The sequence below is a fragment of the Sinorhizobium fredii USDA 257 genome (assembly GCF_000265205.3).
In the GTDB taxonomy this organism is placed as follows: domain Bacteria; phylum Pseudomonadota; class Alphaproteobacteria; order Rhizobiales; family Rhizobiaceae; genus Sinorhizobium; species Sinorhizobium fredii_B.
On record NC_018000.1, the window covers coordinates 4523586 to 4537672 of the forward strand.

General features: G+C 61.1%; 10 protein-coding genes. 5 read left to right on the forward strand and 5 right to left on the reverse strand.

The features are described from left to right. Positions 1-92 precede the first annotated feature (92 nt). Both USDA257_RS21210 and USDA257_RS21215 read left to right on the forward strand, forming a co-directional pair. Entirely contained in the window at positions 93-2117 is a 2025-nt protein-coding gene (locus tag USDA257_RS21210; protein ID WP_014765022.1) for a BTAD domain-containing putative transcriptional regulator, read from the forward strand. A gap of 479 nt (positions 2118-2596) precedes the next feature. Then, positions 2597-3721, forward strand: coding sequence for a helix-turn-helix transcriptional regulator (locus USDA257_RS21215; RefSeq protein WP_014765023.1), 1125 nt, complete (start codon positions 2597-2599; stop codon positions 3719-3721). Positions 3722-3760: 39 nt separating this feature from the next. Here USDA257_RS21215 and csgH read toward each other — a convergent pair whose 3' ends face one another. Further along, the gene (gene csgH / locus USDA257_RS21220; RefSeq protein WP_041414499.1) at positions 3761-4063 is read right to left on the reverse strand and encodes a curli-like amyloid fiber formation chaperone CsgH; all 303 of its coding nucleotides are present in this window, start codon (positions 4061-4063) and stop codon (positions 3761-3763) included. A 170-nt stretch (positions 4064-4233) separates the two neighbouring features. Beyond that, complete coding sequence (locus tag USDA257_RS21225) at positions 4234-4593, reverse strand: hypothetical protein (RefSeq protein WP_014765025.1); 360 nt, start codon at positions 4591-4593, stop codon at positions 4234-4236. A 590-nt stretch (positions 4594-5183) separates the two neighbouring features. Between USDA257_RS21225 and USDA257_RS21230 the strand changes: the two genes are divergently transcribed. Continuing rightward, a complete protein-coding gene (locus USDA257_RS21230) occupies positions 5184-6362 on the forward strand; it encodes a hypothetical protein (RefSeq protein WP_041415491.1) in 1179 nt (392 codons plus the stop codon). A 471-nt stretch (positions 6363-6833) separates the two neighbouring features. On the opposite strand, the gene USDA257_RS21235 is transcribed toward USDA257_RS21230, so the two are convergent. From USDA257_RS21235 to USDA257_RS21245, 3 genes are all read right to left on the reverse strand, one after another. Beyond that, on the reverse strand, positions 6834-8573 hold the full coding sequence (locus USDA257_RS21235; RefSeq protein ID WP_014765027.1) for a TRAP transporter large permease: 1740 nt from the start codon (positions 8571-8573) through the stop codon (positions 6834-6836). Next, positions 8570-9238 (reverse strand): TRAP transporter small permease subunit, encoded by a 669-nt coding sequence (locus USDA257_RS21240; protein ID WP_014765028.1) that lies wholly within the window; start codon positions 9236-9238, stop codon positions 8570-8572. The genes USDA257_RS21235 and USDA257_RS21240 overlap by 4 nt, the downstream gene beginning before the upstream one ends. Before the next feature lie 76 nt (positions 9239-9314). Beyond that, positions 9315-10457 carry a TRAP transporter substrate-binding protein gene (locus tag USDA257_RS21245; RefSeq protein WP_014765029.1) on the reverse strand — a complete coding sequence of 381 codons (1143 nt, stop codon included), beginning with the start codon at positions 10455-10457 and terminating at the stop codon, positions 9315-9317. A gap of 256 nt (positions 10458-10713) precedes the next feature. On the opposite strand from USDA257_RS21245, the gene USDA257_RS21250 reads away from it, so the two are divergent. Next, complete coding sequence (locus USDA257_RS21250) at positions 10714-12054, forward strand: PQQ-dependent sugar dehydrogenase (RefSeq protein WP_014765030.1); 1341 nt, start codon at positions 10714-10716, stop codon at positions 12052-12054. 226 nt (positions 12055-12280) lie between these two features. After that, positions 12281-14053, forward strand: a complete 1773-nt coding sequence (locus USDA257_RS21255) for a tetratricopeptide repeat protein (RefSeq protein ID WP_014765031.1) — start codon at positions 12281-12283, stop codon at positions 14051-14053. Positions 14054-14087: the final 34 nt, after the last annotated feature.

Here is a 14087-nt window from a genome sequence, read left to right on the forward strand (position 1 = left end):
CGCCGAGGGCGTCGCGCTCCGATGCCGCTTGTCGCACCGGTGCGCATCCCAATTGAAAATTGAACAACAGCCATTCGTGAAAAGAGCGTGAAATGAACGAGATACCGCGGTTTTCAGAGAACTTCCGTGGGTTGCAGATAGAGTTCAATCTGCTGGGAGGATTCGCTGTGCGCTCCGCCACCGGTGAGGCGCTGATCCTGCCGACCGCCAAGATTCGGCTTCTCGCCGCCTATCTGGCTTTGTCGGCGGGCCAGTATCAGGCTCGCTCCAAGCTGTGCGCGCTTTTCTGGGAGGACCGGGGCGCCGAGCAGGCGCGGGCAAGCCTGCGCAATGCGCTGGCGGCGATCCGTGCCGTCCTGGGCGACCGCGTTCTGATCGCCAACCGCGAGGCGGTCATGCTCGACCCGAATTTCGTTTCTACCGACGTCGATGAACTCAAGTCGCTCCTGGGCCGAACTCCGGCCATCGCGGACGCCGAGACGGCGCGACGCTTGGCCGCGGAGCTTCTGGAAGGCCTGACGGTCTCGGGGGAGGAGCTGACGGAATGGCTCGAGTTCGAACGCACGCGATGCCGCAATCTATCGGAAGCATTGCTTTCCAGAACTACGGAACAGCTTGCCGAGCACGGCGACGAAGCTGCAGCCGTAGCGCTCGCCCAGCAACTAGTCGCGCTCGACCCGTTTCGAGAAAAGAGTCATCGATTGCTGATGCGCCTCTATGCACGCCAAGGGGAGCGTTCGCTTGCCGCAGCGCAATTCCAGACCTGTCGCCAACTGCTTGCCGACGAGCTCGGAACCGCGCCCTCGCCGCAGACCGTCGCCCTGGCCCATGAGCTGTCGTTGGACGCAACGCCCGCGCGGGAAGCCAGACGCCTGGAGCTCGCACCCTCCCCCATCCAGCACGAGGCAGCACGCGGTGCGAATACCGATTTCCGCATTTCCATCGCTGTCCTGCCCTTTCTTCGTCCGGCGGAGGATGCCGATCAGTCGTTCCTCGCGGAAGGGCTCGCCGAGGATCTGATCACCGAGCTTTCGCGCCACAAGGATTTCCTCGTCATTGCCCGCCAATCGACCTTCGCCTTCGGCGCCGGCCCGCGGCTTGCGGAGCACGCCGCCCAAGCTCTTGACGTTCGTTATGTGCTTACCGGAAATCTTAGGCGACGAGGAGATGATCTGAGCCTCGGCGTCCAGCTCATCGACACCGCTACCCACCGGACTGTCTGGGCCGAACGCTATGCACGCAAACTCGCAGAGCTATTCGCGGTTCAGGATGAAATCGTCGGCCTCATCATCACGGCCGTCGACGCAGAAGTGCGTTCGTCCGAGCGCGAGCGGGCTCTACGCAAACTGCCCGAGACCATGGACGCGTGGGAACTTTTCCATCGCGGCCTCTGGCATGTCTACAATTTCTCCATGGATCAAATCGAGGCGGCGGAGCACTACTTCAGGCGCGCGACAGAGCTCAATCCGCGGTTTGCTCTCGGACATGCCGGCTTGGCGCAAGCAGCGGTCGTTCGCGTTGTCTGGCAGATGTCGGACGACATCCCCGCCACACTTGAGTCCGGCCTCGTGCATGCCCGTTACGCCGTAGCCCTCGATGGCGCCCACCCCTACCCGCACGTCATGCTGGGGAGGCTTCTCACCTGCCGGGGCGAACTTGGCCTTGCGCATGACCACCTTCGCATCGCGACAGAGCTTAACCCGAGCTACGCCCACGCTCATTACGCGGTGGCGCAGGTGCATATCTGGTCGGGGCAGCCGGCCGAGGCGCTTCCCCACATCGATCGCGCCATCCGGTTCAGTCCGAGGGATCCCCTTCTCAGCATGTTCATGACCGTTCGTTCGGTCTGTCTTTTTCTGATGGGCGACATGACCGGTGCGGAGGCCGCAGCCCGAGCGGCGATCGGTCGTCAGGCGCGCGAAAGCTGGTCGCGCCTTGGGCTCGCCGCAGCACTCATCGAGAGCGGTCGGACCAACGAGGCACGGGCAGCCGTGGCCGAGGCAAAAGCGCTGATGCCGAACCTGTCGATCGCCAGTCTCGACAATCTGATCGGGCGAATGGCATCAGCTCCGCGTCAGCGCATCATAGAAGTATTGCAACGGGCGGGTCTCCAATAATCAGCCTTGGTACGGGCAAAAGTCCTCCATCGCGCATCCGATCGCACTGCAGTGCAGCATATGCTAAATGCCTGAAACCAGTGGCAGTCCAGGAAGCCCCCGCGCTGCCGCGTCGCCGAATTGGTGCACTGCAAGGCAACTCCTCCTCCGAAATTTCAAGATTATTCTGGAGGAATTGCTAAAATACATGTATCTTTCGAGCTAGATCATCCTTGAGAGGGGGAAGAACTCTGGGGATTGATCGAAGTGATAAGATAAATATTTGCTGTACCGAGCCCAGAGTAACGTCTGTAGGCTGCCATATTCGCGTTCCGCAAGAGGGACATTCTGTATCTTCTTTAACGCCCTGCGAGAGCAGAGATTTTTTCTATTAGCGGCCAATTGCTACATCACCGATTCATCTCGAACAAATTGTGAACAAAGTTTCTATTGCGTGTGTCGACATTGAAAGGGGCGTTTTGTAACCGGAGTACTGGACGATGTCAGATGCGTACCAAGACAAGTTATTGCTCAGCCTCATTCAAGCGATTTACGAGACGGTGTTATTACCCTCCGCTTGGGACCGAATTGTCGCAGATCTGACGAAACTCGCGCGGGCGGAATCGGGCGCTATCCTCGGCTTCGAGGGGCCGGACAACAGGAAAATCAGCCTCGCGGTCAAGGGGGTGCAGAGGTCGGCTCTGCTGGACGTGGATACGCTTTCGGCGCTTGACGAGGCCACGCTCGCGATGGGCTTGGGAGCTATTGCGACATTGCCAGTAAACCTGGCGAACAGCGCGCCGTGGTCATCCGCGTTGCGCCGCTGCTTTGGCGAGGATGGCAAGATTCTCATTCTGCTCGTGTCGAAGGAAGGAAGCCGGCGAATTGTCGTCGCCTGTTTCTTCCCGCACGCAGCCGACAACCACCTGGCGATAGCCGCCGAAACGCTGATGAAGGTTCTCCCCCATTTCCAGACGGCGTTCGCCTTGCAGAAGGCGATGGTTAACGAACGGGAAAAGTCGACCCGCACGGAACGGGCTCTGAGAAGCTGTGCCACGTCGTCGGCCATCGTCACCGCTGATCTTCGCGTGAAATTTGCCAATCGTCGGTTTGGTCGGTTCGTCGATGCCCCAGGTTCGTTCATCGACTTCAGGGATGAGGTGCTTGAATTCCAGGACGAGGAGCTCCAGACGGAGGTCGAGGATCTGATCGAACAGGCGCGCGTCAACAAGCACGATCACCACCTGCGCTGGGCGAAGAGCAAGCGAACGGGCGTGAGCTGGATTGTCAGCGTCGATTTCTTGTCGTTTGGCAGCGACACCTATCGATTCGGCAACGTCTTCTCCAGCAATGAGCCGAGTTTTCTTCTGACGATCCGGGAATTGAGCCGAAACACCTTGTTGACCCCCGACGATATCAAGACAGTGTTCGGGCTCACGCCAACCGAAGCTGCGTTGGTGCATTCCCTTGCCAACGGCGATGCGCCGTCCGACATCGCGAAACGCCGGGGCGTTTCCAAGAATACCGTGCACAATCAGCTCGCATCGGCGATGGGGCGACTCGGCATTCGTCGACAGGCGCAGCTCCTGAGTTCGCTCGCCGTCCTGTCGTTTTTCACGAAGTGACAGCGAGCGTTCCGTACGTCCATCCTTGAGCATCGCGCGTCACGGAACCGAACTTTCGCACAGCAACGTCCCATCGGCGCGATAGACGGACAAGCGAGCGGTCCACACATCAGGTGCGGTGCTGACCAGGATTGTCGAAAGCTCCTGCCGTCCGGCCTGCTCGCTCGCGAACGCGCCGGCTTGCACATTCGTGGACGATTCCGTCGTGACCTTGAAGTGATAGGTGCCCCTTTCGCTCCAATCGCTATGCAATGTCGCGACCAAGGAGGTCAGAGTGTGGGTTTTGGAATGCTCGATGACACATTCTATCGGAGCATAAGCAATTGCATCCAGGCTGATCATGGTCTCGTCTCCGGCAGATTGATTTTCAGAACAGAGGACCGGTCGCCACTACAGCGCCGCGCGTCTTGTCCGACGCTCAAAGGCGCTGCAGCACTTTGAATTGCTACATGTTTTCCCTTAAATCGGCTGGTTTAAGGAACATGCGGTGGCGGCCGGTGGATCGAAATCGATCAGTCCTGCACCGTGATAGAGAGATTTCCTTCGCCGTCCTGCTGGGTCAGCGATTTGTTGTACACGCCGAACTGGAACGTGCCGGACGCGTTGTATTTGCCCCTCTGCAAGGTGATCGCCTTGTTGTGCTTCCCGAACTGCGCCGTTCCGGAAACATTTCCCTTGCCATCCTGGACAGACACGGAGTGGTTACCCTTGCCGACTTGTCCTGTGCCGGAGAAGTTGCCCCAGCCCGACTGGCCGGTTGCAGACATGTTGCCGAAGCCCTTCTGGCTGGTGACGGATACGTTATTGCCGGCATAGGCCGCAGAAACGGTCGAGAATGCGAGAAGTGCGGATATTGCGAGTGTCTTGAGCATGACCCTGTCTCCTTGGACGCCATCATGGCGCAAGGAAACCGTCGCAGAATTACTCTGTTTAGTACTCATCAACATCTGGCTAGAAGATGGATACGTTTCAGGCGGACACTATGCGTTTCATATCAGAACCATATGCTCGAACGTTCGTGCCCTTAGTAGAATTATACCAATGAGCCACGGAAATTGGTCCAACTTCAAGATTACAAACTTCGAAATCTGCAATCTGGATTATGTTTGCCGATACCGGTTCGTCGGTGGCGACGTGCTTCGAAGACCGAAGGCGTGCAGTCGCGCCACTCTTTTTTTACCAATTGCTGAAATACTGCCGATGAACGCCTTGTTCGCCTCAAGATGGATCCGCCAACCGCGCGCCATCCAAGCGGCACGACTGAGCAGTACTGAGTATCAGTGGATAAGGGGAAAACGTTCTGAACGCCGACGATGTGGGGCGGCATCCCTCGACCGACGGGCCGCACGGCAACATCACCGCTTTTCTTGCTCGATTGCCGAGCCACTTCGCCGGTGTTTTGGCGATGGTCGTCTGTTGGCAGCAGTCAACCAACGTGAGGGCCGACGAGCCGATCAAGACGATGTTGAGTTCATCAGACACCCCGACTTTTTCCTGGGACTTTGGCGCCAGGTGGGAAGACGTCGACACGCCGGACCTGTTCCCGAACGTCACCTTTCCCGGCGCGCAACCGAGGGGTTTTGAGCCCCCCGATATTGTTGGCACCAGAACGAATCTCTCGTTCAGGCTGCCGCTCGAATATCCTGGGATTGGTCGATTCTTCCTCGAATGGGACGGAACGATTTCGCATGCAAGTGGCTCCTCCCGGAAGGTCGTGCAGCCGACCGGCAGCAGCTTCGACTTCGTCGCCGGCGAACCAGCCGGTGGCAACATCTCCCTGGCGACGGCTACCGACCTGATGGGTGCGACCGCCGCCGGCACGATCCATTTCACGGATACCTTGGGCGACGATGCCGGAATCATGGCCTTCGCCCACTCGCCCGCGGGAAACGGCAATGCCGTCACACAATATGCCACCAGCGGCACGCAATCGGGTGCCGCGTTCCTGGCCTTGGTCACCAGCGGCAATACACCATCGGCCGCGGCTTACGCCGCCTTCGTGGACGACCGCGGCCTATTCTTTCAAGCCCTCGGCGACCTCGACGGAACTGTCATAAAATCGAAGGTCGAGCAACGGGCGAACCATTTCGATCAGACGCTCTGGCTCGGAGCATCCCTCGACCTTGCAAATGGCTGGACGATCACGCCGAGGCTGGGCCCGACGTATCGATCGACAAGGCAGGACACCGTCTATCGCACGGAAGTCGACATCGATGAGAGCATTATGTCGGGAGCCGCAATTCCGGCAATCGGCTACCATGAGACGGTGAGGCTCTCCGCCGACTATTACGGCGTCGTCTCCGGTTTCAGCGCAGAGACACCGGTTTCGGAAAACGTCTGGCTTCGGATCAATTTCAGTGCAGGTGTTGCGCATTACAAGGCTCGCCTTGACAATCGCGCTACCGCAATTTTCCCGGAGGCCGACATCGGCTTATCCTCCACCGGGCAACGGCGAAGTGGTGGCACCTTCCTTGCCGACGTCAGCGCTGCCATGATCTTTTCGTCGCATGAAAGCCTCGCGTTGAAGTTCGAGGCCGGCACCAGTTTCCTCGCCGATGTGCCGATTTATCGGTCAAGCAAGCTTGGAACGGACTCCACGCAGAGCTACTTCCTGGCCGTCGGCCTCGAACATCGATTCTGAGGAATGGCGTCACGGTCCAAAGGACGCCGATCTCCCGCTGACGCTCTCCCCGTCGCCGCATCCATCAGGTCGGATATTGGTGGCCTGACCGCTTCGGGAATAAAACGTCGGGTTGCGCAAGAATCGATCGTGCATCGTTACAATTCGCCCTGAAAAGTTACTGGACCGAAGCCGCGGATGTGGCGAAGATACGCCTGCAAATCAGCGAATTGATTTCAGTATCAATTTAGATCAGAGCTCGCTGCGAAAGCGAGCTCTGATTGGAGAAGGGAACCGGTTGAGTTCGCGGGCGGCTCTCGGGGAAACGTGCTGATCGGTATAGCCCAAGACATTCCAGGGCGGGCGCGACATTACCGCCAAGATGACTGCGCCATAGGTGGGACATTTCACCGCTGTCTTGAAGGGCCTGCTTGCTGACAGCGGGCCCTTTCTTTCTCTCCGGAGAGCTGCAACGGTTCGACGCAACTCGCTCTAATCATAGAGATAGTTCGGCAGCCACAGCGTCATGCCAGGCCAGATATACATGATGACCATGCAGAGGATGACGATCAGCATGTAGGGCATCATGCCCGCGAAAATCTGCTTCAGCGTGACGTGCGGCGGGGAAACGCCCTTGAGATAGTAGGCGGACATCGCGACCGGCGGCGACAGGAAGGCCGCCTGGAGGTTGACGAAGACGAGAACGCCCCAGACGATCGGATCGATGTCGAAGTGCCTGAGCATCGGCAGGAAGATCGGTACGAAGATGATGATGATTTCCGTCCATTCGAGCGGCCAGCCCAGGACGAAGATGATCGCCTGCGACAGGATCATGAACTGCAGCGGCGTGAGATCGAGGGCAAGCACCCATTGCTCGACCAGCGCCTGGCCACCGAGGATCGCGAAGACGGCAGAAAAGAGCGCCGAGCCGACGAAGAGCCAGCAGACCATCGCCGTTGTCTTCGCCGTCAGGAACACCGCTTCCTTGGTTCGCTTCCAGTTGAGCGTTCCGGCCTGCAACGCGAGCAAAAACGCCCCCGCCGACCCGACCGCGGCGGATTCCGTCGCGGTTGTGATGCCGAAGAGGATGACGGCAAGCACGAGGATGGTGAGGATGGCGAGCGGCATGACCGAGGAAGCCAGAAGCTTCACGACCTGGAGCCGCTCCGCAGTCATGTTGCGGTAATAGCGGACGAGCAGGATCAGCATGGCCACCGCCGCCAGCCCGAACCACAGGTAAAAGCCCGTAGCCGGGCCGTCGACGGCCGTCGGCCCGGCATCTGCCGAAGGTGCTCCGAGTTCCTCCAGACCCTCGGGCGCTTCGGCTTCAGCCCCCTCAGGATGGATGACCACATACCACCAAACGAGCGCCAGCGTGCACGCCGTCAACAGAAAGGGGACGAACGCCGCGCCCGCGTTCTTAATGAGCTTCCAATAAGTAAGCCGCCCTTCCTCCATCTCGATCGCCAGTGCCCGCCGCGGCGAGACCAGGGCGGCAAGAAGCCCGACCAACATGTTGCGCGAATAGAGCGCCTCGAAGCGCCTCATCCAGCCGGGTACCGGAACCCGCGTCTGTTCCTCAGGCAGGGCCGGCGCAATCTTCGGGTTGAGCGCCGCCCAGCCAAGAACATAGGCAAGATAGAGAAAAGCCAGGAAGAAGCCCGGGAACATCGTCGCGGCATAGAGTTTGACGACCGATTGCCCGGCGACCGCCGCATAGACGATGATCATCACCGAGGGCGGAATCAGGATGCCGAGCGTGCCGCCCGCGGTGATGACACCGGAGGCGAGCTTCACGTCGTAGCCGGCGCGCAACATGGGGTTCATGGCGATCACCCCCATCAGCACCACCACCGCGCCGACCAGACCGCTCGCGATGCCCCAGAAGGTGCAGATGATAAGCGTCGTCACCGCAAGCGATGCCGGCACGCGCCGGAAGGAGAGCTGGACGCTGTAGAACATCTTGTCGACGAGCGCGCCGCGCTCCATCACGTAGCCCATCAGCACGAAGAGCGGGATGGAGATCAGCACGTCGTTGGTCATGGCGCCGTAGGTGCGCTGGACCATCAGGTCGAAGACGCGATTGTCGATCCAGTGCTCGGTCGGGTTGTAGAAGGCGTAGAAACCGAACAGCATGCCGAGTCCCATCAGCGTAAAGGCCGTCGGGAAACCCATCATGATGACGACCACGATAAGACACAGCATTGTCAGCCCGAGAAAAGGGTCGCTCACGGTTCAGCCTCTCCCCCCATCCCGCGCTGCCGCGCCGCCCTTTCGATCTCCTGGGCGCGCTCGATGGCCGCTTCACGCGTTGCAGCGTCGATGTGTTCACTATGCGCAAGCTGTTCGGCAACGACGTCAAGCTCCTCGACGTCCTTAAGCCGCTGTGGCCACTCCCCCGTTCTGAGACAGACGACACAGCGGCCGATCTCCGCGAGCCCCTGCAGCATCACGAGCACGCCGGCGATCGGAATAACGGTTTTGAAGTAGTAGATCGGCGGCCCTTCCGCCGTAACGGTCGAGTGTTCGCCGATCCGCCAGGACAACGCTGCATAGGCGTAGCCGGCATAGATGAGGGCGGCGATGCCCGGCAGGAAGAACAAGACATATAGCAGCAGATCGAGCCCGGCCTGTGTGCGGGGCCTGAGCGAGCTATAGACGAAATCACCGCGCACGTGGGCGTTCTGCGCCAGCGCATAGGCGCCGGCCAGCATGAACAGCGTGCCGTACAGCATGTTGCTGGCGTCGAAGATCCAGGCGGTCGGCGCGTTCAGGAGGTAGCGCTTGAACACCTCCACGCAGACGAGCATCATCAGCCCGATGATCAGCCATGCGGCGGCCTTGCCGACCCAAACGCTGATCTCGTCGATCCTGATCAGAAAACGCTGAACGTCCACGCGCCCCCCCAGAATGCCTCATGCTCCGATCACGCGCCACCGGCATCGGCCCGGTGGCGCGTGAAAGGTGAGAATGTCAGAGCGACTTCGCCACTCCGTCCTTTCCGAAATAGTGGTCGAACGCCAGCCGCCGGCCGACGACGGTATCCTGTTCCCAACGAGTCGCACGCTCGGCAAAGGCGATCTGGGACTGGATGACCTCCTTGAACAGCGGGTTTTCCGCCGCCTTCTTCTTCACCACCTCGTCGTAGACCTCCAGCTGTCTCTTGAGGATCGCTTCCGGCGTCTTGTAGAACTTCACCTGGTCGGAGGTCTGCATCGCCACATAGTCCCGCGAGTAGCGGTCGATCGCCTTCCAATGCATGTCCTGGGAGGCGGCCTCCGCCGCGTTGGAGATGATCGCCTTCATCTGCTCCGGCAACTGGTCGTATCGCGCCTTGTGGAACAGGATCTCGAACTGCTCGGCATTCTGATGATAGCTCTGCAGCATGCAGATCTTCGATACGTCCGGGAAACCGAGCACCCGGTCGGACGAGGCATTGTTGAACTCCGCCGCGTCGAGCAGCCCGCGATCGAGTGCGGCGACGATCTCGCCGCCCGGCAAGGCGTTGACGGCCGCGCCGAGCCCGGTGAAGACGTCGATCGAAATGCCGACCGTACGGAATTTGAGGCCCTGGATGTCCTCGGCCTTGGCAACCGGCTTCTTGAACCAGCCGAGCGGCTGTGTCGGCATCGGCCCGTAGAGGAACGAAACGACATTGGCGCCGATCGATTCATAGAGCTTGGCAAGCAGATCCTTGCCGCCGCCGTATTTGTGCCAGGCGAGCAGCATGTTGGCGTCCATGGCGAAGCCAGGCCCCGAGCCCCAGAGCGCCAGCGCCGACTGCTTGCCGTAGTGGTAGGCGACGACGCCGTGGCCGCCGTCGAGCGTCCCTTGAGACACCGCATCGAGCAGACCGAAGGCCGGCACGACTGCGCCCGCCGGCAGCACCTCGATCTTGAGGTCGCCGCCCGTCATATCGTTCACCTTCTTGGCGAAGTCGAGCGCGAATTCGTGAAAGATATCCTTCGATGGCCAGGTGCTTTGCCAGCGCATGTTGGTCGGCCCTTGCGCCTTGACGACGCTCGGCGCCGCGACTGCCGCTGCGCCCGCCATGGCAGCGCCGCTCAGGAATTGGCGACGCGACGTTTTCCCCCGGGTCCGGGTTCCTTGCTTCATGTCTTCCTCCCAGAGCCTGCGCAGGTTAGGAACAAAGTTTCCGCAGGCGATTCAAAGTTCTAAGAGGCTGCGCGCCCACTGCGAGGCGTCGGGCCCCAGTCGTTTCGAGCTGATTGAAGAATACTCCCGAATGCTGCCCCACGCAAAGATTGCAGGAACAAGGCGGGAACGCTGCTGTTTGGTGGGTTGACGAGGAATATTGCGAAGCGGCCGCGCATCTAACGCCGAGCGGCACAAAACATTCGGAGGGCATCCGATGAAGACCGGCTTCCCGCGTAATTCAGTCATTTTCATCCTCGTAAGCGTGCTCCTTGCCGGCTGCGGCAGCGTCTCCGCGCAACGGACGGGCGCAATTGCCGGGACGGGCGGCTACGGCCCGAACCCCACGCTGCCGAAGCCGAGACCGACGCTGATCCCGACCATCAGGATTGCCGAGGCGAAGGGCTGGCCGGGAGGTGCGACGCCGAAGCCGGCGAAGGGGCTGAAGGTGAATGCCTTTGCATCCGGCCTCGACCACCCGCGCTGGCTGCATGTGTTGCCGAACGGCGACGTACTGGTCGCCGAAAGCAATGCCCCGGAAAAGAAGGATAGCGGCTTCAGCCTTCGCAAGCTGGTGATGGACGCCGCGATGAAGCGCGCCGGTGCCGCGACGAAGAGCGCCAATCGCATCACCCTGCTGCGCGACACGGATGGCGACGGCGTCGCCGACCTGCGCCGTACATTTCTCGCGGGACTGAATTCGCCCTTCGGCATGACGCTGTCGAACGGCAGACTTTACGTTGCCAACACCGATGCGCTGGTCGCCTTCCCCTATAGGAGCGGCCGGACCCGGATCACCGCAAGACCGGAGAAAGTCGTCGATCTGCCTGCGGGAGATCTGAACCACCATTGGACCAAGGACGTCATTGCCAGCGCCGACGGTCGCAAGCTCTACGTTACGGTGGGCTCCAACAGCAATGTCGGGGAGAACGGCATGGCGGCGGAGAGAAACCGCGCAGCCGTGCTCGAGGTCGATCGGGCAAGCCGTCGCACCCGGGTCTTCGCCTCGGGGCTGCGCAACCCGAACGGCCTTTCCTGGAACCCTGAAAGCGGCGAGCTCTGGGTGGCCGTCAACGAGCGGGACGAGATTGGTGACGATCTCGTCCCTGACTACATGACCTCCGTCCGCGCCGGCGGTTTCTACGGCTGGCCCTACAGCTATTTCGGCCAGAACGTCGATGAACGTGTCAAGCCGCAGCGTCCCGACCTCGTCGCACGGGCGATCAAACCCGATTACGCGCTCGGTTCGCACACCGCCTCGCTGGGGCTGACATTCTCCAAGGGCGCCTCACTGGGCCCGGGCTATCGCAACGGCGCTTTCGTGGGCCAGCACGGCTCCTGGAACCGAAGCGTCTACAGCGGTTACAAGGTCGTCTTCGTCCCCTTCCGCAATGGCGAACCCAACGGGCCGCCAAGAGACGTCCTCACCGGCTTTATCGGCCGTGACAACAAGGCCATGGGCCGGCCGGTCGGCGTAGCAATCGACAGGACGGGTGCCCTGCTCGTTGCCGACGACGTCGGCAACATCATCTGGCGGGTTAGCCGCCGCGGGAAATGACACCGAGCGGTCGGAGACTCGGTCACGTCTGAGGCTCGGCTGCCGCCCGCCATGCTTTTGAGGGTGCCGATACCACTTCACAGGCACTCGTGCGGTTGCTAGGCTCCGCCCGTGGATAAAGAACTAAAGCGGCGAATTCGCCGATATCCCGCGGCTCGGAATCGATCGCACCCATGATTTGGATTCGTGAAAGCCCATCACCGCACCAGGTCCGGGAGATTGCCGCATGAGGCGGCTGGCAGCCATCCTGGATGCAGATGTCGTCGGTTACAGCCGTTTGATGGGGCTCGACGAGGCTGGGACCTTCAAAGCGCTGAAGGCCTGTCGCAGCACGCTGATCCTCCCGACGATCGCCGCGCATAGAGGTCGGATCGTTAAGCAGACGGGAGACGGATTGCTGGCGGAGTTCGCGAGCGTTGTGGACGCCGTCGGCTGCGCGATGGCGGTTCAGGAGATGATGCTGCAGTACAACCAAAAGGTCGACGTCCAGCGTTTGGAATTGCGTATCGGCATCCACCTTGGCGATATCATCGTCGAGGACGACGACATTCATGGCGACGGCGTCACCGTCGCAACGCGCCTCCAGGAAATTGCTTCGCCCGGAGGAATTTGCGTTTCACAGCAGGTCCATGATCAGGTCGCGTCCAAACTTGATTTCCCGGCCATCGACTTCGGCAAGCGGAAACTCAGCGACATGCACCGTCCCATTCGCATCTGGCGGTGGCAGCCGGGTGAAGCGCCTGAGCCCGCCCCAGCCGCACCGCCACCGGATGAACGGCCGGTACCGGACAACAAGCGCCCCTCGATCGCCGTCCTGCCTTTCACCAACCTCTCGAGCGTCGGCGAGCAGGAGCATTTTTCGGATGGCTTTACGGAAGAACTGATCGCCACGCTGGCCCGCTGCCGCTGGCTGCGGGTCGTCGCCCGCAATTCGTCCTTTACCTACAAGGGCAAGTCCGTCGACGTCAGGAAGGTGGCCGAGGACCTCGGCGTCAAATACGTCATCGAGGGCAGCGTTCGCCGGTCCGGAGACCGCATCCGCATCACCGCCCAATTGCTGAGCGGCGAAAGCGGCATGCTGCTCTGGGCGGAGCGCTATGACCGGACGCTCGACGACATTTTCGTCCTCCAGGACGAGATTGCGGGCCAGATCACCGGCACCGTCGAGCCGGAACTCGGGATGATCGAGTTCGCGGCGCTGCGCGGACATACCGCCGCCGACATGGATGCCTGGAACATCTACCTGAAGGGCCTCTGGCACCTTTACAAGTTCAACCTCGACGACCTGAAGATTGCCAGGCAGCTCTTCGAGCGTGCCGTCGCCCTCGAGCCCAATTTCGCCCAGGCCAATGCGCGGCTCGCCTATGTCCATATCCAGCTTGGCTGGTATGGGCCGCTGGAGGAACGGGCCGAGCGGATCGGCGATGCCACCCGGCTCGCCGAGCGGGCAATCGCCCTCGACAGCCGCGAGCCCGCAGCGCATCTGGCGCTCGGCCGGGCACTGGCGCTCGGCGGTGAGCCGGCGCGCGGCATCGACCATCTGCGCAACGCGCTCCGGCTCGACGCGAGCTTCGCCCAGGGCCATTTCGCCCTCGGCCAGGCGCTATGCTATGTCGAACATCCGGAGGAAGGCATCGCCGCGATCAACGAGGCATTCCGGTTGAGCCCGCGCGATCCGCATCTCTGGACCTTCCACAACATGCTGGCGATCGCCCATTACCAATCGGGCCGGCTGGCGGAAGCAGCCGCCGCCGCCCGCGCCTCACTGCGCCAGGAAAACGTCACCTTCTGGCCGGCCATGGTGCTGGCAGCCGCCCTCGGCGCCGAGGGAGCAAGCGTCGAAGCGCGTGAAGCGGTCGCCGCCCTTCTTTGCCGCCGTCCGGACATGACAATAGAAAAGGCGCGCGCCGAATTCTATTTCGGCAACGTGCCGGCCATGTCGGTGGACTTCATCGATCGTTTCGTAAACGATCTGCACCGCGCCGGTCTGCCGGAATGATCTTCAGCAAGACCCGTCATCCGGCCTGCCGGTC